Annotated in this window: 17 protein-coding genes and 2 pseudogenes; 7 read left to right on the forward strand and 12 right to left on the reverse strand. The window is 64.2% G+C overall.

The window, feature by feature from the left end:
* Positions 1–22: 22 nt before the first annotated feature.
* Positions 23–178 (forward strand): hypothetical protein, encoded by a 156-nt coding sequence (locus ACV959_RS14185; protein ID WP_475737223.1) that lies wholly within the window; start codon positions 23–25, stop codon positions 176–178.
* 236 nt (positions 179–414) lie between these two features.
* Positions 415–1,203: a metallophosphoesterase family protein gene (locus tag ACV959_RS14190; RefSeq protein ID WP_475737224.1), complete on the forward strand. Its 789-nt coding sequence runs from the start codon at positions 415–417 to the stop codon at positions 1,201–1,203.
* Here ACV959_RS14190 and ACV959_RS14195 read toward each other — a convergent pair.
* From ACV959_RS14195 to ACV959_RS14205, 3 genes and pseudogenes are all read right to left on the reverse strand, one after another.
* Positions 1,200–1,376, reverse strand: a complete 177-nt coding sequence (locus ACV959_RS14195; protein ID WP_475737225.1) for a hypothetical protein — start codon at positions 1,374–1,376, stop codon at positions 1,200–1,202. The two genes, ACV959_RS14190 and ACV959_RS14195, sit on opposite strands and share 4 nt — an antisense overlap.
* Positions 1,377–1,441: 65 nt before the next feature.
* Positions 1,442–1,711: a DUF1190 domain-containing protein gene (locus ACV959_RS14200; protein ID WP_475739674.1), complete on the reverse strand. Its 270-nt coding sequence runs from the start codon at positions 1,709–1,711 to the stop codon at positions 1,442–1,444.
* A gap of 183 nt (positions 1,712–1,894) precedes the next feature.
* Positions 1,895–2,152, reverse strand: a pseudogene (locus ACV959_RS14205) (IS5/IS1182 family transposase); the annotation flags it as partial.
* A gap of 124 nt (positions 2,153–2,276) precedes the next feature.
* Between ACV959_RS14205 and modA the strand changes: the two are divergent.
* Together modA and ACV959_RS14215 are read left to right on the forward strand one after the other, a co-directional pair.
* Positions 2,277–2,588 carry a molybdate ABC transporter substrate-binding protein gene (gene modA, locus ACV959_RS14210; RefSeq protein WP_475737226.1) on the forward strand — a complete coding sequence of 104 codons (312 nt, stop codon included), beginning with the start codon at positions 2,277–2,279 and terminating at the stop codon, positions 2,586–2,588.
* Positions 2,589–2,777: 189 nt separating this feature from the next.
* A complete protein-coding gene (locus ACV959_RS14215) occupies positions 2,778–5,273 on the forward strand; it encodes an alginate export family protein (RefSeq protein WP_475737227.1) in 2,496 nt (831 codons plus the stop codon).
* 174 nt (positions 5,274–5,447) lie between these two features.
* Here the strand turns inward: ACV959_RS14215 and ACV959_RS14220 are convergent, their stop codons facing one another.
* Complete coding sequence (locus ACV959_RS14220) at positions 5,448–6,242, reverse strand: TOBE domain-containing protein (RefSeq protein ID WP_475737228.1); 795 nt, start codon at positions 6,240–6,242, stop codon at positions 5,448–5,450.
* A 1,212-nt stretch (positions 6,243–7,454) separates the two neighbouring features.
* On the reverse strand, positions 7,455–7,679 hold the full coding sequence (locus ACV959_RS14225) for a hypothetical protein (RefSeq protein WP_475737229.1): 225 nt from the start codon (positions 7,677–7,679) through the stop codon (positions 7,455–7,457).
* 113 nt (positions 7,680–7,792) lie between these two features.
* On the opposite strand from ACV959_RS14225, the gene ACV959_RS14230 reads away from it, so the two are divergent.
* Both ACV959_RS14230 and metK read left to right on the forward strand, forming a co-directional pair.
* Positions 7,793–10,864, forward strand: coding sequence for a cation-translocating P-type ATPase (locus tag ACV959_RS14230; RefSeq protein ID WP_475737230.1), 3,072 nt, complete (start codon positions 7,793–7,795; stop codon positions 10,862–10,864).
* Complete coding sequence (gene metK / locus ACV959_RS14235; protein ID WP_475737231.1) at positions 10,854–12,029, forward strand: methionine adenosyltransferase; 1,176 nt, start codon at positions 10,854–10,856, stop codon at positions 12,027–12,029. The genes ACV959_RS14230 and metK overlap by 11 nt, the downstream gene beginning before the upstream one ends.
* A gap of 5 nt (positions 12,030–12,034) precedes the next feature.
* On the opposite strand, the gene ACV959_RS14240 is transcribed toward metK, so the two are convergent.
* Both ACV959_RS14240 and ACV959_RS14245 read right to left on the reverse strand, forming a co-directional pair.
* Entirely contained in the window at positions 12,035–12,472 is a 438-nt protein-coding gene (locus ACV959_RS14240) for a hypothetical protein (RefSeq protein WP_475737232.1), read from the reverse strand.
* 2 nt (positions 12,473–12,474) lie between these two features.
* A complete protein-coding gene (locus tag ACV959_RS14245; RefSeq protein WP_475737233.1) occupies positions 12,475–12,786 on the reverse strand; it encodes a DUF5132 domain-containing protein in 312 nt (103 codons plus the stop codon).
* Positions 12,787–13,071: 285 nt separating this feature from the next.
* On the opposite strand from ACV959_RS14245, the gene ACV959_RS14250 reads away from it, so the two are divergent.
* Complete coding sequence (locus ACV959_RS14250) at positions 13,072–14,061, forward strand: magnesium transporter (RefSeq protein ID WP_475737234.1); 990 nt, start codon at positions 13,072–13,074, stop codon at positions 14,059–14,061.
* A gap of 44 nt (positions 14,062–14,105) precedes the next feature.
* On the opposite strand, the gene ACV959_RS14255 is transcribed toward ACV959_RS14250, so the two are convergent.
* From ACV959_RS14255 to istA, 5 genes and pseudogenes are all read right to left on the reverse strand, one after another.
* Complete coding sequence (locus ACV959_RS14255) at positions 14,106–14,480, reverse strand: hypothetical protein (protein WP_475737235.1); 375 nt, start codon at positions 14,478–14,480, stop codon at positions 14,106–14,108.
* 921 nt (positions 14,481–15,401) lie between these two features.
* Positions 15,402–16,052: a DUF992 domain-containing protein gene (locus ACV959_RS14260; RefSeq protein ID WP_475737236.1), complete on the reverse strand. Its 651-nt coding sequence runs from the start codon at positions 16,050–16,052 to the stop codon at positions 15,402–15,404.
* 135 nt (positions 16,053–16,187) lie between these two features.
* A complete protein-coding gene (locus ACV959_RS14265; protein ID WP_475737237.1) occupies positions 16,188–17,513 on the reverse strand; it encodes a nucleotide sugar dehydrogenase in 1,326 nt (441 codons plus the stop codon).
* A gap of 568 nt (positions 17,514–18,081) precedes the next feature.
* A pseudogene (gene istB / locus ACV959_RS14270) lies at positions 18,082–18,920 on the reverse strand (IS21-like element helper ATPase IstB).
* Entirely contained in the window at positions 18,917–20,416 is a 1,500-nt protein-coding gene (gene istA / locus ACV959_RS14275; RefSeq protein ID WP_475737238.1) for an IS21 family transposase, read from the reverse strand. The pseudogene istB and the gene istA overlap by 4 nt, the downstream one beginning before the upstream one ends.
* Between the last annotated feature and the right edge of the window lie 291 nt (positions 20,417–20,707).

The following is a 20,707-nucleotide window of genomic DNA, read 5'->3' on the forward strand; positions in this document are numbered from 1 at the left end:
GTCACGGATCATCCAGAAGCCGTTGCCCTCGGACGATCCGAAGCAGCGCAAGCCTGACATTTCCAAGGCGCGGGAGACGCTCGGCTGGGAGCCCGCCTGCGCGCTGCGCGACGGTCTCGTGAAGACGATTGTCTATTTCGACCAGCTTCTGCGCATGAACGAGCGGCTCGAGGCATAGATGGCGTTGCGCAACGCCCGCCGCCAAAACCGGCGGCGGACGGGACGGAGGAACTGAGGCGGGCGCGTCAGGGCGAGAGAGCGGCGGGATTCATCATGAATGCGCCCGGCTGGGGGGGGGATCCTCCGATCGCCCTCGTCCACGCTGATCGTATGCCCTAAATTGCGAGTTCGGATTTTGGGCGCGCGAGGCCGTCGGTCGGGGCGCGCGCCCTGAACAAGCCAGGCGGCGGTGCGATGTCTTTCCCTTTTTGGGGCGCGTTTCGAAAGAACTCTGGTCGACCGCGGGCCGCGCCGGCGCCGGCCGCCGGAACGCGGATCTATGCGATCGGCGACATACATGGTCGCCTCGATCTCCTCGACGTCATCCTGCGCCGGCTGGAGGACGATTTGCGGGAGAAGCCTCCCGAGGGCGAGGCCGTGATTGTCTTTCTGGGCGATTATGTCGACCGCGGGCTCCAGTCGGCCGGAGTCGTCGAACGCCTGACCAGCGGCGCCTTCCCCGCGCGCGTCGTCGCGCTGCGGGGCAATCATGAAGCGACCCTGCTCGATTTCCTTGAGAATCCGGACGTTCTGGACGACTGGCGCCGCTATGGCGGGCTGGAAACTCTCGTTTCCTACAGGGTCGACGTCAAGGAAGCGATGCGCGGCCGCGACTTCGCGCGGGCGCGCGACGCCTTCGCCGAGGCGCTTCCCGCGCGTCATCGCGCGTTTCTGGAAAAGACGCAGCTCTCCTGGGAGTCGGGCGACTATTTCTTCTGCCACGCGGGCGCGCGGCCACATGTGCCGCTGGCCGAGCAGAGCGAGCGCGATCTGCTCTGGATACGCGAGGAATTCAATTCCTTTCAGGGATCCTTCGAAAAGCTGATCGTCCACGGCCACACGCCGGCGCCCAAGGCGGAAGTCCTGCCCAACAGGATCAACATCGACACCGGCGCCTATGCGACGGGCGTCCTCACCTGCCTCGTGCTGGAGGGATCTGAGCGACGCTTCATATCGACGGGCGCCATGGGCGCGAAGAGTTAACGGCGGCGGGCGGGGATAGGATAACAGCCCGTCGAGGCGTCGCCGTTGGCGCCGGGATCGAGCGCGGCGGCGCAGTCGAAATTGGGATCGACCGGCGGCGGGGGCGGAACGGGCCCTCCCGCAGGGGGCGTATCGACGCCGAAACGGGCGCCCTCCGGTCCGGCGGCCGTCATTGGCCGGGCCCGCCATTCGTCCCGCGCACGGCGCGCGATTTCGGGGTTAATCTGGGCGTTTCTTTTCAGGATGGAGCGCGGACGAAAACCGACGCCGCCCCGGGCGATCGCGTCGGAAAGACCGTCATGTCGCGGTCGCCGCCGACGACGATCTGGAAGCCGTCCTGGCGCGGGCTGAAGTGAAAGCCCGATTTTTTGCCGGCCCATCCGTCGGCCCCGGAAGAGCCGAGGCTGCAGCGTCCGGTCCCGAAGGCTTTCTCGCAGGCCTCCCGTGCCGGAAACCGCGGGGCCTTCTCGTAGAATTCCGCTTGCGCATGGCCGCCGCATTCGCGCAGAGCTCAGGGAGGAATTTACCCGCGGAAACGCAGGCGGTTTCCGCGCCATAGACATATTGCCCGCGTCCCGGCTCCGCGCGCGCCGCGCCGAGACAGAAGATCGCGAGCACGGCGGAGAGAGGCGGAGCCGAGCGCTCAGCCGGTCGCCTTCGGGCGTCAGGAGTCGCCCCTGAAGAACGCGGCTCACTCGGGGCTTGTTTGATTTTCTGACTTTTCCGGCTGGGCGAAGGCGCGGAGGAGGAAGGCGCACAAAAGCGCGAGCCATTTGAGCAGGCGCCGGAAGTTGTAACCGGCTGCGGCGAGGACGGCGCTGGCGGCGTCGCCGGTCGTATGGGCGAGGAAGTTGCGGCCCATTCTGTGGTCGGCTTTGAAATGTCCGATGACCGGTTCGACGGCGGAGCGTCGCCGCAAACCGCGCTTGACGGCCGCGAGCGTGATCCGCCCTGGCCGGTCGGCGCGCAGCTCGATCTTATGCAAAGCGGCGACGCGTTCGGCGAGGCGGTCGGCTTTCGTCGGGCAGGCGTCGACGAACAGCGCGTTGCGGTTCTCCATCGGCGCATGGCCGATGCTTTTTCAACAGCCTGTTAGGGCGGCCCTCGAAAAGCTCGGACTTTGGTCCGTTGTCGCTCCCAATCTCGCCTTCACGGCCAATGTGAGCGCGGCCCTGATGTTCGTCGCAAGGGGAGAGGCGCCGCTCGGCATCGTCTATCTCAGCGATGCGAAGGCCGAACCCAACGTGAAAATCGTTGCGGCCTTTCCGCCGAGTTGTCGCCCGCCGATCGTTTATCCCGTCGCTTTGACGGCAGCGAGCCAAGCCACGGCGCCTGCTCCAGTTCGCGCACGGTTTTCGCCTGCATCTGGTCAAGTCAAACGATAATATCGCTATTTTCTATTGACTAAGTGGACTAAATCAAGTTTTATCCCTCCTCGAAATCCAATCCAGTCCTATAATGGAATCCTGTCCTATAATGGAAGGCCATCCGAAACAGATCAGGATTCTTCTTAAAATCATTTACTTGCGAACACGGAGCTTGGGTGTGCGCGTCGGCGGCAAGAAGGGAAAGTCATGAAATCCTTGGTTGCAAAGGCTTGGATGGGACCTGCGACGGCCGCCCTGTTGCTAGGAACGCCACAGCTGGCGACGGCCGACGACCATATGGTCGGGGCTGCGTCCTCGGCGTCCAGCGGGGTTGGGGCGGCGAGGGGGAAGGCCCGGGTTTCGGGGGGCGGGGCTGCGGGGTCGGGGGAAGGGGAGGAGAAGAAGAGCTATTACGTTCCGACGCGGGGCTATCGTCTGGAGCCTCAGTCCGACATTCCGCCCTATGTGCGCAATCTCGGCAAGACCTACAAACAGTTCGAGGGGATCGACTGGCTCAACGTCGGCCTTGATTCGCGTTTGCGCTTCGAATATCGCCAGAACGACTATCGTCCCTGGACCGACGCCTCGTCGGGGTCGCCGGTCTCACAGCGCAAATATTTCCCCAATTCGCTCTGGCTGTCGCGCACGCGCGTCTATCTCGGCGTGCAGGATATTCTCGATCCGTTTCGCGCCGTCGTCGAGTTCCAGGACTCGCGCGCCTTCAACAGCATCTACGAATATCAGGGGCAGGAGATCAACGAGGCCGATCTGATCTCCGCCTATGGCGAACTCTATTTCAAGGACGCCTTCGGCAAGGATCCGCGCGGCAACGACCGCCCGCTGACGCTGCGCGCCGGCCGCTTCCATCTCGAGCTGCTCGACCGCCGCCTGATCGCCGAAAACGAATTCCGCAACACCACGAACAATTTCGACGGCTTCCGCATCAAGATCGGCAAAAAGGATAACGACTGGGACATCGACAGCTTCCTGATGCGGCCGGTGATCCGCTACCCTTATCAGTTCGACCGGCCGGACTGGCAGAACTGGATTTACGGCAGCGTGTTCAGCATCCGCCGCTGGTCGGAATACGCCACGGCGCAGCCCTATTTCCTCGGCCGCACGGCCTATGGCGATCCCTATAATCCCTCCGCTTCGGCCAGGCTGCATCGCGAGACCTACGCGCCCGGCCTGCGCGTCTACGGCGCACTCGGCAATTTCGACTATGATCTCGACGTCAACAAGCAGTTCGGCCAGACGGGCGAATTCCGCGCGCTGGGCAATGCGCAGAACGCCGTGCAGACGACGACGGCGCTCGACGCCATCGCCTATGGAATCGAGGCGGGCTACACCTTCTCGGATCATCCCTGGAAGCCGCGCGTCAGCGCCGTCTATACTTACGGCTCGGGCAACAAGAGCCCCTTCGACAGCGTCAGCCAGAACTTCGACATCTTCTACGGCTTCAACCAGCCGTTCTCGCGCAACGACTATATGGCGTGGAACAACATGAAAGCGCCCAAGGCGCGCCTCGAATTCACGCCGGCGAAAGATCTGCGCATCGATGCGGCCTTCAGCGCCTATTGGCTGGCGAGCGCGGCGAACGCCTGGGAACGCGCCAATCTCTATGCGCCGCTCGGCAATCGCGGGACGTTCATGGGCGCGGAGTTCGACATTCGCGCCCGCTACAAGCTCAGCCAGTTCATCAATCTGACGGCGAGCTACGCACGCTTCTGGCCGGGCTCCTTCACCTCGAGCTTCGCGCCGCCGGTCGCGCTGCAGCCCTATTTCCCGCAGTCTTTCCCCGGCCAGACGGGAACGACCAACGGCCTCACCGCGAAGCCGTCGGACTTCTTCTATCTCGAAGCGAGCGTGAACGCCTTCGGCGACGGCAAGCCGATTGCGAAGGATCCGGCCGCGCAGCTCTGGGAGGCGGCGGGACCGGAGGCGAAGCCGGCCAAGGCGCCGGGCTGGCGCGACGTCTATGTGGGCCTCAACGGCGGCGGCGCGTGGTCGAGCCCGGCCGCGAGCGTCTCCGCCTATCCGACGAGCCTCGCCGCCGCGAGCGCGCCGATCGCCGCCGCGGCGGCGCAGGTCGAGCCGGGCGCGCGTCTCGCCGGCTTCGTCGGCGGCTTCCAGCTCGGGACGAACTGGAAGTTCGACAACGCCATCGTCGCCGGCCTCGAGACCGATCTCCATGCGGTCTCCGGCAACACCGACGCGAAGTGGCAGGCGACGCTGGTTCCGGCCGGCGGCGCTGTCTTCGCGACCTATGCGCAGCGCACGGCGACGCTGAACTATCTCGGCACGCTGCGCGGGCGGCTGGGCTGGTTGGCGACGCCGACCATCCAAATCTACGGCACGGGCGGCATGGCCTATGGCGGCGCGCTCTCCAGCGCGGCGTCGTTCGCCCGCCGCGCCGGCGGAGCCAGCATCACCAACGCCACCGCCACCTTCGCCGACTCGCTCATCGGCTGGACCGCGGGCGGCGGCGTCGAATGGGCCGTCACGCCCAACTGGTCGGTCAAGGCGGAATATCTCCACTACGACCTCGGCGCCGTCGCCGCCAACGCCGTCGCCGTCCAGCCCAACGGCTTCTACCAATACGCAATCTCCACAAAGACCGCCTTCAACGGAAATCTCCTCCACGCCGGAATCAACCGACATTTCGACATGTTCGCCGAAGACCCCGCGACAAGGCAGGATTGAGACGGCGCCCGCAAATGCGGCCGACCGCAGACGCCCAACCGAGCGATCTCCTGCGAATTTAGAAGACGCCTGCGAGCCCGGCGCGTTGGAGACGTCAGGCGTCTTGCCGTGAAAAATTTCTGGATTGGAGAAGAGAGAAAGGCGGCGAAGGCTTCTTGATCGGACGCGCCGGATTCAGTCGGCCGCGAGAATCACATTCTGCGGATCGAAGCTCGCCGCGACGTCGCTTCCCTCGATAATTCCTATCGTCTCGACGTCCGTCCGGGGCACGACCGCCGTCATCGTTTTGCCAAGGCCGATATCGATCAGCAACTCGCAATTGCGCTCGGCGTCGGTGCGGCGCGTGACGACTCCGACGAATTGATTCTTGACCTTGCTTCGTCCGCGCGGCGGCGGGCTCACCTCGACGAAAGAGGACTTGACCAGAGCGATGGCTTTGCGGCCGGGCGAAAGATCGAGCTCGTCGGCGGCTTCGTTCGTGATGACAGCGTGGAGGCTGTGTTCGCCAGAGATGTGCAGCATGACGTCGACGTCCACCGGCCATTTTTTGATCGCGGCGACTTCCGCCCGAAACACGTTGCGCGCTGAAATTTTGATCGCGACGCCCCACAGGAGAACGTCCTCCTGCCCGTCGAGCCCCTCCTCCGCAATCATTGAAGAAAAGCTGGACAGTCGATCCTCGAGCTTGTGAAAGGTGGCGATTAGCTTCCGGCCTTCGGGCGTGACTTCGGCGCCGCCGCCGCTTTTTCCGCCGGCCTTGGTCACGAAGGCCGGACTTGGGAGCAGATTGTTGATCGCGTTCACGGCGTCCCACGCCGCCTTGTAGCTGAAGCCAACCGCTTTCGCCGCCTTCGAGATGCTTCCATATTCGGCGACCGCTTCCAGCACCTTTATGCGATCGCGACCGACGAGGAGTTTCCCGTCGCTGCGCAGGGCGAGAAGGGCGTCGATCTTTCTGGCCGTCGTCATCGGTTTCTGGGCCCGTTCCGGCGGTTCCGCGCAAGGCGTTTTCGGGTCTATTCGCCCTTGCGCAAACTCCGAAGGTCCGCACCACCACGCCCCCGATCGTGCGACCACAGGGAGCCAAAGGGAGTCCGACCAAACAGAACAATCCGTTGGTCGCTTATAGTCGCTTGCCGCCCCCCGCACAACACGAGCCTGCGGCCTTGTCTGTAAGGCGACGTCGAGGATCCGCGTCGCAGCGTCTGAAGCCCGCGATCGCGCCCCGGATTTGCCGGAGGCCCCAACCCTTGAGAGGATGGGGTCATGGAAGCGAAGAAGAAGAAATCCAACAGATTTTCACGTGAAGTTCGCCGACCGGGGGTCCGGAGAGCGCGGCAGCGCGAGCAACAGGCCGAAAACGGCGCCGAGGGGTCCGGTCACAGATAAGGCGAGCAGCGCGATCCGCGCTCCCTTTTTGCGCCAAGGGCCGGGAAAAGATCGAAGGACCCCGCGCCAAGTCCCGCGCCTTCGAGATATCCCGTGATCAGTCCGATGATCATCGTGAACAGCCTTGGCGCCGCAGCGTCTCCGGTAGCTGTGCGGACGCCCGGACAGAGATAGCCGATCGCGTAGAGGCAGGCATCTCGACAATCATTGCGCGACGGTTCTCGGTCGGATTTGGCCCTGCGCTACGGTCCGCTACGATTGCGTCGCACGGCCGCCAACAGCGCTCCAACTATGACAACGACTGCTTCCAACGAACGCATGCGACTGCCGCCAAGAAGGAACACGGATTCTCTCGGGGCGAGCAGGCGTCGCGCGGCGGCCAGCGCGTCGGAGGGGGAGTTGAGTGCGCCGATCAGCGGTCGAGCGGCGCGTCTCCCCCCTTGGTCCGGTCAAGCGCGAAAACGCTCTCGCGGCGCGCACGCTTGAGCCCGTGAGGGGAGATCGCGCACGTCGGGGGAAACGCGCATCGCCTGCCTCCCGCTCTCCGGCGCGCTCGACCCTTCGACGGCGACAAACGATCCGATTGTCGCGTTTTCAAAGTTGTCGGCCGTCGAACCTCGTCCGACGAGAAAATCGAGATACCCAACAAAGAGCAGGTCCAACATCTGGCGGCTCCAAAATCTCTAACGCCCAATCATTGAAATAGGCGCGCGATGCGTCCGAGGAAGCGATCGCGCCGCCAATATTTATCGAGGGTAAACGATTGTAGAACGCAAGGTCGCCGCGACGTCGTCACATGTCGTCGCGCCAGTCATCGTTCGATCCGGCCGATGACTTTTCCTTCAATAGGCGCTGGGCTGTCGCAGCCACGCCAAGCCAGATGTCATACCCTTCGCTGTCACCGTGTCGCTTCCGCTGGGAGGCGTAGTCGCGGGCGTTCGCCGGCGCTTCGTCCCGATGCCTGCGCACGAGCGCCCGCGCATGAATTTCGATGGCTTCTTCGAGGGATATTTTCATGTACACATCATATCCATCCGCGCAGGCGGGCGCTAGCCGCCCGCGACGGGAAGAAAGCGCGGATCGCGCGCATCGGCGCCGTCCTGTCATGAAAGCATAATAGAATTTTCGGAGTGAACCCCGCGAACCCCGCCGGCCATAGGTCGCCGACCGATCTCGATGACGCGCCCGAGGCGCAAGATTTCGCGCGCGCGACGGCCCGCGCGCGAATTGTCCACGACGTTGTCCCAGGCCGGGTGCGGCTGCGGCACCAAGGTCTCGTGGCGGACAGCGTGGCGGCGGCCCGGGCCGAAAAGGCGTTGCTTCGCCTGCCGGGCGTCGACCGCGTGAAGACGAGTGTGCTGACCGGGTCGGCGCTGATTGGTTTTCAACCGCCGGCGACGGCGCAAAACCTGGCCGCGGCTCTCGACGCCGCCTTGGCGGGCTTGGAGGCGTGCGCGCCGGCGCCCGAGACGTCGACGCCCGCCTTGGCGGACGGTCCCGGCGCCGACGTCGTTCCGCACGCCGCGCCGATCGACATTGTGGCAGCGCAACTGAGAACGCGGCTGGTCGACGGATTGACGGCGCGGGAAGCGGCGGCGAGGCTTGCCAAATGGGGCAGGAACGAATTGCGGCGCGCCGAGCCGCGCTCCGCAATGGCGATTTTTGCCGAGCAGATGACGAGCCTGCCGATCGCTCTCCTCGCGGCTTCGGCGGCGATGTCCCTTGCAACGGGCGGCCTGGCCGACGCCGTCATGATCGCGGCTGTCGTGCTGGTCAACGCCGGCATCGCGACCGCGACCGAGCGCGACGCCGATCGCGTCATCATGGACCTGATGGTCGAGGCGCCGCCGCCGGCGACCGTCGTTCGAGACGGCGCGCGCAAATTGATCGATGGCGCGGAATTGACGGTGGGCGACATTCTCCTGATCGAGCGAGGCGCCCTGATTCCGGCTGACGCGCGCCTGATCGAGAGCGACGAGCTGAGCGTCAACGAGTCGCCGCTCACCGGCGAGGCGCATCCGGCGGCGAAGGACGCGCGCGCGGTTTTGCCCGCGGAAACGGTCGTTTCCGACCGCCGCAACATGGTCTTCCGGGGCACGGCGGTCACCGGAGGCTCCGGCGCGGCGGTGGTCACGGCCGTTGGGCCGCGCACCGAGATCGGCCGCGTTCAGGAACTGCTCGGCGCCGTGCGTCCGCCGGAAACGCCGATCCAGCGCGAACTTGGCGAGGTCGGGCGCGAACTCGTGATCGTCAACGGGCTCATCTGCGCGAGCGTCTTCGCGCTTGGCCTGCTGCGCGGCCACCCGCTCATTCAGACGCTTCGCGGCGCCATCTCGCTCGCCGTCGCCGCCATTCCCGAGGGTCTCCCCGCGGTCGCCACGACGACTCTCGCGATCGGCGTTCAGGATATGCGCAAGCGCAAAGTGCTGGTGCGCAAGATCGACGCGGTCGAAACGCTCGGGGCGGTCGAGGTCGTCGGCCTCGACAAGACAGGAACGCTCACCGAGAATCGCATGGCTGCGGTCGCCGTTCACGTGGATGGCGCGACGTTTGGCTTGCGTGACGGGCGGCTATGGCGCGACGGCGCCGAGGCAGACGGCGCGAAGCGCGATCAGGCGCGCCGTCTCTTCGAGATCGCGGCGTTGTGCAGCGATGCGGTCGCGACGCGCGGCGACGGCGGATTCGCGATCGACGGCACGCCGACCGAGACCGCGCTGCTTGCGGCCGCCATATCGCTCGGCGTCGATCCGGTCGAGCTGCGGCTTTCGGCGCGCGTCTTGGCGAGCGCGGCCCGCGGCGACGGGCGCAAGCGCATGAGCGCGTTGCGCGAGACGGCCGATGGCGCGCGCCTCCTGTGCGTGAAGGGCGATCCCGTCGAAGTGCTGGCGCGCTGCGGGCGGCGCTGGACGTCCGAAGGCGCGGCGCCGCTCAACGACGACGCGCGGTCGCGCATTCTGAGAGCCAACGAGCGCATGGCGGGCGACGCGCTGCGTGTGCTGGGCGTTGCGTTTCGCGAAGGCGGCGGCGATCCGCGAGACGAGCGCGATCTCGTCTGGCTTGGGCTCGCCGGCATGGCGAATCCGATCCGCGCCAGCGTGCGGCCCGCGTTGAAGCAACTGCACCGGGCGGGCGTACGTACGGTAATGATCACGGGAGATCAGAGCGCGACCGCCTTTGCGATCGCGCGCAGTCTCGACCTCGCTGACGGCGGAGAACTGCGCGTGCTCGAGGCGGGGCAGATCGCCGACATGTCCCCCGAACTGCTCGAGGCGCTGGCGGCGCAGCCGCATGTCTTCGCCCGCGTCAGCCCGGTCGACAAGCTGAACATCGTCAAGGCGCTTCAGGCCAAGGGCCGCATCGTCGCCATGACCGGCGACGGCGTCAACGACGGGCCGGCGCTGCGCGCCGCGGACGTCGGCGTCGCGATGGGCGGCGAGGGCGCTGACGTCGCGCGTCACGCAGCCGACATCGTGCTCGCGAGCGACGATATGGACGGCGTCGTGGAGGCGATCCGTCTCGGCCGGGCGACCTATGCGAATATACGCAGGGTTCTGCGCTATCTTGTCTCAACCAACGCCTCGGAGACCTTTGTCATGCTCGGCGCCGCCCTGTTCGACGCCAGCGAACCGCTGACGCCGATGCAGTTACTCTGGCTCAATCTGGCCACAGACGCGCTGCCCGCGCTCGCGCTCGGACTCGAGCCGCCGGAGTCCGACGTTCTGGACCACCCCCCGCATGATCCGTCGGCCCCCATCATGGGCGCGCGCGATTTCCGCCGCGTCCTGCGCGAAGGCGCCGTCATGGGGAGCGCGGCGCTCGCCGGCTATTATGCCGCCGGCGGTCCCGCCGGGGGCGCGCGCGCCGGCGCGGTCGCCTTTCACGGCCTGACGGTCAGCCAATTGCTGCACAGCATCGCCTGCCGGTCCGAGACCCGGGGCGTTCTCGCCGAACTCGGCCGCCCCCCAAATGCGCGCCTCTATGGCGGGCTGGCCATGTCGCTGTTGTTCCAGGGCGCGGCTCAGGCGCTGCGGCCTGCGCGGCGCCTTTTGGGCCTGGCCCCGCTTGGCCCCGGCGATTTGCTGCGTATCGGCGGCGTCGCCGTCGGCAGTTTGCTCGCCAACGATTTCCTCGGTTACCTTCTCGACCGCCGCGCGGCCCGCGCTCGCGAGGCGCGCCGCAATGGAGCGCCCCATGTCGCCTGACATGATTTTCACTTCCGAGTCGACGACGTCGGGCCATCCCGACAAGCTCTGTGACCAGATCAGCGACGCGGCGATCGACGCCCTGCTGCGCGAGGACGAAAGCGCGAGAGCGGTCGTGGAATGCGCGCTTGCGACAGGCGTCGTGTTTCTCGCAGCGAGATGCGCCGCCGACGCCCGGGTTGATTTGCCCTCGCTCGCCCGGAAAGTCATCCAGGAAGCCGGCTACGCCTCGGAGGGCTTCGACGCACGCAGTTGCTCGATCCTCACGAGCCTCGCCGAGCTGCCGCTCCACGAGCGGGAGGCGGAGCCCGCTCCGGGCGACGAGGAGGCGATTTCGCGTCGGGCCGCGCGCGAGCAAGCGAATGTTTTCGGATACGCGTGCCGGGACACGGCGGCGCTCATGCCGGCCCCAATCATGTCCGCGCACAGAATCGCCAAATCGCTCGACGCCGAGCGGCGCAACGGATTTACCGCCCTCTCCCCCGACGCCAAGACGCAAGTGTCGGTCGAATATCGAGACGGACGTCCCGTCCGCGTGCACAGCCTCTCGCTCACTGTTGCGCTCGACAGCTCCGCAGAAGCGGACGCGCCGGAGCGGCTGCGCGCGCTCGCCCTTGGAGCGCTCGATCGAGGCGACGTCCGTCCGGACGAACGCACGCGCGTCGTCATCAACGCGGGGGGAGCCTTCGAAATTGGAGGACCGGCGCGCCACGCGGGCCTAACGGGACGCAAGACAGGCATCGACTCCTATGGCGAATTCTCGCGCATGAGCGGGTCTGCGCTCTCCGGCAAGGATCCCTCGCGCATCGACCGCGCTGGCGCCTACGCCGCGCGTTACGCCGCCAAGAATATCGTCGCCGCCGGCCTCGCTGACCGATGCGAGGTGCATGTCGCCTATGCGATCGGCCAGGCGGAGCCGCTCAGTCTTTCCGTCGAGACCTTCGGCTCCGGCAGGTTTGGCGACGACGTCATCGCCAAACGGCTTGCGGCCGCTTTCGACTTTCGGCCAGCCGCGATCGTCGCCCGTTTTCGCCTGCGGACGCGCCCGCGGGCGGCCGGGCCGGCTGGTTTTTATCTGCCGCTCGCAACTTACGGCCATTTCGGCCGCGACGATCTCGATCTCCCGTGGGAGGCGACGGACCTCGTCGAAGCGTTGCGCGGCTAACCCAGCTATTCGCCTTCGTCCATCCCGCTCTCGCCCCAGAAACCGCCAAGCTGGCTCGCATACCAGAGAAGCGTCAAGGCGGGAGGGAGGACTTTTTCTCGCGACATCTGCCAGAGCGCGGCGCCCGCTAGCGCGAGGACGACGAGCAGCCTGGGATCGACGGCGGCAGTCGACGCCCGCGCGGGTTGGGGCGCCGGATCGCGGAGAATGAACAAGCCCGCGTTTTGCGCGGCGGCGCTCACTTTTTCAAGCGGGCCGCCGTGCCGGATGAGGATGCTGCCCGTCAGCGGCGTAGTCTCCACCTGCAAGACGCCAGGCAGCGACGACAATCCGCTTGCGACGGAAGAGAAGAAAGCCGCGTCGCCGCGGCGCCCGGGAACGCGCAGGCGCGCCCGGCCAGGGATCGCGTGCGCGACTTCGGCCTCGGGAAGCTTCGCGACCATCGTCAGGCCGTTTCGCCGTCGGGCGGCGGCGGGGCGGCCGCGGCTTTCGCCTCCGGCTCGGCGGACTTCGCGGCGGCGGCCGCCTCCGCATCCTTTTTGGCCTGCGCCATGGCCGCGGCGAAAATATCGGCGACCGCCTCCGCCTTGGCTTCCGCAAACAGGTCCTCCGCCGCCTCCGCGAGTTCGGCCCCGTGCGTCCGCGCCTGGTGATAGGCGAGGATCGCGGCTTTGAGCGCCGCCTTCGCCGCGGGCCGCGCCCGCTTCCCCTCGCGCGTCAGCAGCAAAGCCGCGGCGGCGCCGGTGAGAGCGCCCAATGCAAATCCCCAAGGCTTCATGGATCATTTTCCCGGTCGGAAGGGTCGGCGGCGCGGTCTGACGGCCGCCGGCGCCGAGGTCGGCGAACTCTGGAGCCTGACCGCTCCGGGCGCCGCCCGACGCCGAAAGACGCCGCACCGTCCGATGCGATTGCGAAGCTTATATGACAATAGCCGCAATCCGAAGCGCGACAATTCGACCGCCCGGAGCGTCATAATTCTGTTGGACGAGCCCTGGTTTCTGCAACGGGCGAGCAAGACGAGACCGCATGACGGCGAGACAACATGAACGACCCAATTCCGGCCCATGAACCAAGATCGCAGACGGTCGCGGACTACCTCGTATCGTCCGTGCCCGTCGCCGCCGACTGGGAGACGGCGGGACGGTTTCGCGCGCGCTTCATTGGCCAACGCTACGAGGACGCCTCGCATGTCTTTCTGCTCGCCCCCGATTGTCGACTCGTCGGGATCGTGGCGATACGCGACCTTCTGGCGACGGACGAAGCAACGCCGTTGACAGCGATCGCGCGGGCCCCCGAACTCTATCGCGTATCGCTCGACATCGACCGGGAAGCGGCGGCGAGCCAGGCGATCCACGCCGGACTTTCCATCCTCGCCGTCTGCGATGACAAGGGCCGTCTGCTTGGCGCTGTCCCGGCCCGGGCGCTGATGACCATCCTGCGCGACGAGCATATCGAGGATCTTCATCACATGGCGGGCATTCTCCACAAATCGGAAGCCGCTCAGGACGCGCTCACCGCACCGCCGCACCGGCGCGCGCTCTATCGATTGCCATGGCTCCTTGTCGGCATGGCGGGGATGGCTCTTTCGACGGCGCTGATCTCGCGTTTCGAGGCTGCTCTCAGCGCCCACATCGCGGTGGCCTTCTTTATCCCGGCGATCGTGTATCTCGCCGACTCGGTCGGCACGCAGTCGGAAGTCGTCGTGGTGCGAGGCCTGTCTCTCACCGATTCCGCTTTGCTCCCGCTGTTTTTCGGCGAACTCGGCACCGGCGCTCTGCTTGGTTCGATGCTTGGATGCTTGGCTTTTCCGTTCGTCTGGTTCGCCTTTTCGAATCTCGGCCTCGCCGCCACGGTGGCGGTCGCCCTCGCCGTCGCGAGCACCATCGCCACGGCCTTCGGCTTCATGATGCCCTGGCTCTTCGCACGTCTGGGCTACGACGCCGCCCTCGGCTCCGGACCCGTCGCCACCGTCGTGCAGGACAGTTTTTCATTGCTGACCTATTTCGTGGCGGCGTCGCTGCTCGTCTTTTGAACGTCGCGTCTTCAGGGAGGATAACGAGGCGCCTGCCGGCGCCGTCACGAACTCTCGCCGACGGCTATTTCCGCAAGGCGCGCGCGCAAGGAATCCAGTTTTTGCAGGTTTATGCCGAGCGCGCCGCGAAGAACATCGCCCCTCAGGCCTTCGATCAGCGCGGAAATCAGGGCGCCGAGAGCCGATTTTTCCTTCGCCGGCAAGCGATCGATCGTCGCGCGGAGGCGTTCCCGCGCGGCCGGAAGCGCATAGGCGTCCTCCAGCACGGAGGCGTCGCCATTCAACCAGTCCCCGAGTTTCTCCTTGAGCCTGACGTAGGCGATTGTCGTGCGTTCGCCGAGAATGCCTCTGCGTCCGACCTCCGCAACCATGCTGACCGCCGTGACCGCCAGAGCGCCGATCGTCGCTGCTCCGCTCATTTCGCCTCCCCCAGGCCGCAAACATCGTCGTCCGGGCCACGATTCGTTGTCACAGGAATTTAATCGGCCACGAATTTCAAATCGGAATGACAAAACCTGACGATGGAGAGAAACAGCGAGACCAGCGCCATTCGCGGCCGATTGCGACACGCGAGGTCATCTTACGAAATCGCGCGGCATTCCGCCTGGATTACGATCGAAAAACGTCCGCAGCGGCGGATCGTCTGCTCCAGTTCACCCGACAGGAAATTTGTCAGCGCGCCGGCTTACGGAAGGGAGAACCATTGCCGTCCGCCCGACAAACGATCAAAATCCAGATAATCATCGACTGCGGATTTCACTTTTTTGTCGATTTGACGACAACCGAGGCCCCAGAGCGGCAGGCCGCCTCGATATTTTCAATGCCTGATTACGCAAAGCGTCCATCTCGAAAAGCTCTCTCCGTCATCCGCTCCGGCGCGCCAATAACACCAAAGCTGTCGGTTAACACGAACGCTAACGTCCTCCGGGCGCCAGTCCACGACTGGCGCAACGCCTTCTCAGGCCCCATCACCCATTTCCTGCCCAGGCTCCGGTCGCGGCCTTCGAATCCTTATGGTCGGCGCGTCAGGTCTGGCGATTAAGCCGCGCGCCGCATTCTCGAAATCGTCGCGATCGCGGAAATTCAGACTTTCCCAGCGCGCGGCGGTTCGCCGCGTGCGTCGCTCCCGTAACGGGATTCGCCGCGGTCTACGACAGAGAGGGATGTATCCCCGATAAACTCGCGTTGGCCGAGCCAAAGAGCAGGATCGCGCACTTCCGTCACGAGCGCATATGCTTCATGGATTGCTCCCACGCTTTGTGAAAGCACGCGTAGTCGCCGCTCAAACCGCCACCGCGCCCGCGCCTTGAACTTTGCCATTTTGACGCAGGCCGCGGACGTTATGGCCCAACGTAGGTGAGTCGAAGTCCGGCGACGCCGGCGGCGACATTCAGGCCGGTCTGCGCTTGCACGCTCAGAGGCTGCAGTACGATCGTATTTCGAGAGCCGCCGACGAGCGCGTTGGCGCCGGCTCCGACGCCGACCGACGCATTTGCTCCGACGCCGCCGAAATTGCCTTGCAACGCGCCCGGAGCAAGTCCATCCGTGGGGCCGAGCACGGTCCAGACCATCTGGCTTCGACCCTTAATCCCCAGATCCAGCCCGAGGCGGGTTATTCTGCCCGAATAGCGCTGCCGCGGCGCGTTCCCCACGGGGTCGAAGACGCAAGACAAGCTTTGGCGCGATCCCACGATGAGGCCTATGTTGCCTCGACCCGCGCAAGTGAGCGTGCCCGCGACAATTCCATTTTCCTGGGCTCGCACAGTGGGCGCATGCGTGAGGCCGACTGAGCACGTCAAAAACAAAAAAGTCGCAGAAGTCGCTGCTTTCCGCATAACCGCCCCCGATTTCATCTCTTTTCCAACTCCGCTAGCGTAAGCATGAAACACTTGGCCGAACAATCGGAAAAAAGATCGGTTCGGCCAGCTTCCGTTTTCCGGCGACCAAGGGAGCCGCCTATGGCGCGAGTGCTGCAAAAGGGCGGGCATCATCGCAACGCCGCCTCCCCTTCCACGGCGTCTTCGCCATAGCCTCCACAGCCGCCGACACGATTGTCGGCTGGCCGTCCAAGCGCACGAACGCCATCGAGCCTGGCGTTCATGAACTAGATTCCACGACGCATCCTTTTACGCTTTAACAACCCGTTCGCTCCTGAAGCCGAGCCTTTCCATCACATTTCGGGTGTCCACGACGAGTTGAGCGGAATTCCGGATCGCCTGGTAATCGATATTGTCGTGATCTGTGCAAATCAGCACGGCGTTATAGCGCGCGTAAACGCTTTCGCTTTCGACGACGCTGCGACGGCCTGCCAACTCGGCATGTTCACGTGTGTTCGGAATTTCGGGAACGTAAGGATCGTAGAAATCGACAACCACGCCTCTGCTTTCGAGCAGCTCGATCAGCTTGAGCGCCGGGCTTTCACGAATATCCGAGATATTCTTTTTGTAGGCGAGGCCCACGATCAAAACCTTTGACGATCCCAACGAGACTGACTGATGGCGGTCTAGCGCCTTCTCGAGCTTGCTGATGACAAATCGAGGCATCGAGACATTGATCTCGCCAGCTAGCTCGATGAATCTCGTCGACAAGTCATATTCGCGAGCTTTCCAGGTGAGATAGAAAGGGTCGATCGGGATGCAATGACCGCCCAGCCCCGGGCCAGGGTAAAACGGCATGAAGCCGAAGGGTTTGGTTTTTGCAGCCTCTATCACTTCCCAGATATCTATTCCCATTGCATCGTAAACGACCTTCAGTTCGTTGACCAATGCAATGTTTACGGCGCGGAAGATGTTTTCGGTAAGTTTCACCGCTTCAGCGGTGGCGGGCGAAGAGACGACGACCGTTTTGTTCACCACCGCAGAATAGAGATCGCGCACAAGGAGACTCGCCGCTTCGCCATCGCCGGCAACGACCTTTGGCGTCGTCGTCGTCGTGAAGTCGGCGTTGCCGGGATCTTCGCGCTCCGGCGAGAAGCCAAGATAAAAATCCGAACCCGATTTCAAACCGCCAGACTCGAGAATGGGCTTGACCACCTCCTCGGTCGTTCCCGGCCATGTGGTCGACTCCAGTACGACGATTTGGCCACGACGCAGGCGCTTCGAAATTTCGCGGGCCGAGTTTTCTACGAAACATAGATCGGGTTCTCTATGCCGAGTGAGCGGCGTGGGCACGCAAATGGCGATTGCGTCACACCCCGCCAACTTCGAGAAATCGGTTGTCGCCGACAGCTTTCCGTCCCGAACGAGTTGGCCGAGCTCGTCGCTTCTTACGGCGCCGATGTAGGACTTGCCCGCGTGGACGGCGAATTTCTTTTCTTCGTCCACGTCGAAACCGATCGTGTTGAAGCCGCCTCGAGCGAAGGCAGCTGCGAGCGGCAGCCCGACGTAGCCAAGCCCGATCACTCCGACAATCGCTGAGCGGTCTCTAATACGCTGAGCAAGGGTTGCATGCATGACTATTACGTTCCTCAGAGGCAAGTTTTGAGCTAGGGAAAGTCAGCCGGTCAGTTTGCTGCTTGGAGAAAAGGCAAGACCATTCGACCCGGAGCCATTGCGGTCCTTGTATTGCACGAGGGCCATTCTCCTGTTCCAAAATCAATCACAAGAGTCGAGAAACGCGCGACGCACGAATCCAGATCACGATTTCCGAACGCTCGAACCAATCGCAATGTTCCAAAGCTCAAGGTATAGCTTGGAGCCTTCAAGCGATCATTGTCTTGGACGATGAGACCCTCTGCCTGTGGCAATCGAATCGAGTTTTCGAATGTCTTCGCAGTTGATCGACAGCCATATAAGTTCGAGAAATTTGGCGGCCGCTGGCAGTCGCTGTGCTCTTCTTTGCACCCGCATTTCATGCACGTTATTGGAATTGAAAGATAAAACGCTTTTGCCTGTCAACGGCGGCGCGATTTCCGGCCGTCGGGGCGGGGTAAAACCAGGCCAGTTGGGGCGAGATCGCCGGCATGCAAAGGGGCCCGATCGGGCTCCTTTGCATGCCGGCGGCGAAAATTTATTCGTGGGGCTATGCCGGGGAGATTTCGCCAGTCTCGGGGCGACGACCGGCTCCTCGGATGAGGCGGCTTCTTTGCGCCGCCGCACTTTTGATTGCTTGAGCCGATAGCTCTCGCCGTTCATCTCCAGAATATGGACATGATGCGTCAGGCGGCCGAGCGGCGCGCCGGCGAGACGCTGATTGCCGAACACGCTGGTCCATTCGTCGAAAGGCAGATTGGAGGCGACGATCGTCGATCCGCGTTCGTGGCGGCGGCTGAAGACCTCGAATAGCAGCTCGGCGCCGGTCTGCGACAGCGGGACATAGCCGAGTTCATCGACAATCAGCAGCTTTGCGGCGTCAAGCTGCGCCTGGAGCCTCAGGAGGCGTTTCTCGTCGCGCGCCTCCATGAGCTGATGGACAAGCGCCGCCGCCGTTGTGAAGACGACGGAGAAGCCTCTCTGGCAGGCGGCGAGCCCCAGCGCCAGAGCGACATGCGTCTTGCCCGCGCCGCTGTTGCCCAAGGCGATGATATTGTCGCGCGCGATGACATATTCGCAGCGGGCGAGTTCGAGCGTGAGCGGCTTGTTGAGCGAAGGAATGGCCGCAAAGTCGAATGTGTCGAAGCTCTTCACCGCCGGAAAGCGCGCGGCGCGAATGCGCCGCTCGACCGTCCGCCGCTCGCGATCGATGAGTTGGAGTTCGACGAGGCGCAGCAAATAGCGGATGCGATCCTGCCCGTCGCGCGCCGCCTCAGCTGCGACCTTATCATATTCCCGCAAGACCGTCGGCAGTTTGAGTTGACGCAGATGATGCGTGAGCAGCACCCGTGGCGGCGCAGGCGTCTCGGCGGAAGCTGTCGTGGTCATGCCGCCTCCTTAGAGAGGAGCGCGAGATAATCGGCGGGCTGCGTCGTCGCGACAGTCGTCGCGGGCAAATAGGGATAGGCCGAAAGATCGAGACGCGCCGGCCTGTTCTCAGTACGTGCGATGGCGAGTTGCTTGACGGCGTCGAAGCGGATGGCGCCGAGCCGGATCGCCTCCAGCGCCGCGGCGACGACGACGGTCTCGGCGAAAACCTCGGTCAGCCGCAGAACCTGGATGAACTCGCGTTTGCCGCGCTTGCCCATGCGCGCCTCCAGGAGCTGGCGCAGTCGAGAAAGCGCCTCCGGCATAATCCAGCCCTGCAAGGGCGCCGCCTGATCCAGGGCGCCGGGCTTCTGCTCGAGCAAAGCGAGGTAATGGCGCGGCTCGAAAACAAAGTCGCCGTAGCCGTAGCTGCGTTCATGGCGGGCGATCTCAACGCGTTCGCAGAAAATGACAACTTCGTTGACGAAGCCCTTCACCAGAACGTCGCGATAGCCGTAGCGCGTCGGAACCGAATAATCATTCGTGCGATAGCGCACCAGCGCCTGCGACGAGACCCTTGTCGCGACCTTGTGACAGGCTTCAAACGGCGTCGCCGGAAGCTCCCGGAGAACCGCCTTGTCGGCGGCGAGCCGCTCCAAGATCGTCCGCTCATGGCGTCCCGCGCGCTCCATCTGGCGAGCGAGACACCGCTCGGCCAGCCGCGCGTTCAGCGTATCGATGGAAGGCGCATGCGGGATCGGCGTCAGGTAATTGAGCCGCATGAACTTCACCAAGCCCTCGACCTTCCCCTTGTCGTTGCCCTTGCCGGGACGCCCGAAGCGATCATCGAACAGCAAATGACTGACGAATTCGGTGAAAGCCTGCGTGCGTTTGCGCGCGCCATCGCCGAGAATCTTCGCCACGGCGAGCTTGAGATTATCGTAGAGAATCGACAGCGGAACGCCCCCGAAAAAGGCGAAGGCCGACACATGCCCATCGAGAAAGGCCTCCGTCGTCTCCGCCGCATAGGCCTTGAGGAAGCAGGCGTCCGAGTGCGGCAGGTCGAAGCAGAACACATGCAGCTTCATCTGCACGCCGCCGATGACGGCGACGCATTCGCCGAAATCGACTTGCGCGTGGCCAGGCGGATGCGCCAGCGGAATGAAGACTTCCCGCGATCGTGAGCGCGCCAGCCGCACATAATCCTTCACGACCGTGTAGCCGCCCAAAAAGCCGTGCTCGTCTCGCAGGCGCTCGAAAATGCGCTTGGCCGTATGCCTCTGCTTTGGTGGCGCCGACCTGTCCGCCTCCAGGATCGTGTCGATCATCGGGACAAGCGGCCCGAGCTTTGGCCGCTCCGGTGGCTTTGTGCGGACATAGCCCGGCGGCGCCGAATAGCGGCGCATCTTCGCCACCGTATCGCGGCTCAAGCCGAAAACCCGCGCCGCTTCGCGCCGACTGTTCCCCTCTGTGAAAACAAACTTCCAAACCGCTGCGTAGAGCTCCACAGCAAACATCCCCGCCGCCCCTTCCGAATCGAAATCGGAAGAAGGTTCAGCTCAAAACTGGCCGGGTTTTACGCCGCCACGCGGCAGCGCCATGCGCCGCTCAATGGCCGATTATTGCGCCGCCGCGTACAACACGGAGCCATTCCGCGAGCCATCCCGCGATCACCATCGTCGGCGCCAAAAAAACGTTGTTTGACAATTTCCTACGTGACGATGCCACGCCACTACCGCGTCGCCCGAAAGCCATCTCCAACCGTCGCTTGCGATCCAAGTATATTTAGATTGAACTAGGCTCAGGAC

The sequence above is a fragment of the Methylocystis sp. Se48 genome (genome assembly GCF_056269425.1).

Excerpts from the sequence above, each read along its gene's own strand:
- ACV959_RS14265 (WP_475737237.1), bottom strand. The coding sequence starts at position 17,513 with ATGCATGCAACCCTTGCTCAGCGTATTAGAGACCGCTCAGCGATTGTC.
- istA (WP_475737238.1), bottom strand. The coding sequence starts at position 20,416 with ATGTTTGCTGTGGAGCTCTACGCAGCGGTTTGGAAGTTTGTTTTCACA.
- ACV959_RS14250 (WP_475737234.1), top strand. The coding sequence starts at position 13,072 with ATGAACGACCCAATTCCGGCCCATGAACCAAGATCGCAGACGGTCGCG.
- ACV959_RS14190 (WP_475737224.1), top strand. The coding sequence starts at position 415 with ATGTCTTTCCCTTTTTGGGGCGCGTTTCGAAAGAACTCTGGTCGACCG.
- ACV959_RS14240 (WP_475737232.1), bottom strand. The coding sequence starts at position 12,472 with ATGGTCGCGAAGCTTCCCGAGGCCGAAGTCGCGCACGCGATCCCTGGC.
- ACV959_RS14255 (WP_475737235.1), bottom strand. The coding sequence starts at position 14,480 with ATGAGCGGAGCAGCGACGATCGGCGCTCTGGCGGTCACGGCGGTCAGC.
- ACV959_RS14220 (WP_475737228.1), bottom strand. The coding sequence starts at position 6,242 with ATGACGACGGCCAGAAAGATCGACGCCCTTCTCGCCCTGCGCAGCGAC.
- modA (WP_475737226.1), top strand. The coding sequence starts at position 2,277 with ATGCTTTTTCAACAGCCTGTTAGGGCGGCCCTCGAAAAGCTCGGACTT.
- ACV959_RS14225 (WP_475737229.1), bottom strand. The coding sequence starts at position 7,679 with ATGAAAATATCCCTCGAAGAAGCCATCGAAATTCATGCGCGGGCGCTC.
- ACV959_RS14215 (WP_475737227.1), top strand. The coding sequence starts at position 2,778 with ATGAAATCCTTGGTTGCAAAGGCTTGGATGGGACCTGCGACGGCCGCC.
- ACV959_RS14260 (WP_475737236.1), bottom strand. The coding sequence starts at position 16,052 with ATGATGCCCGCCCTTTTGCAGCACTCGCGCCATAGGCGGCTCCCTTGG.
- metK (WP_475737231.1), top strand. The coding sequence starts at position 10,854 with ATGTCGCCTGACATGATTTTCACTTCCGAGTCGACGACGTCGGGCCAT.
- ACV959_RS14195 (WP_475737225.1), bottom strand. The coding sequence starts at position 1,376 with ATGACGGCCGCCGGACCGGAGGGCGCCCGTTTCGGCGTCGATACGCCC.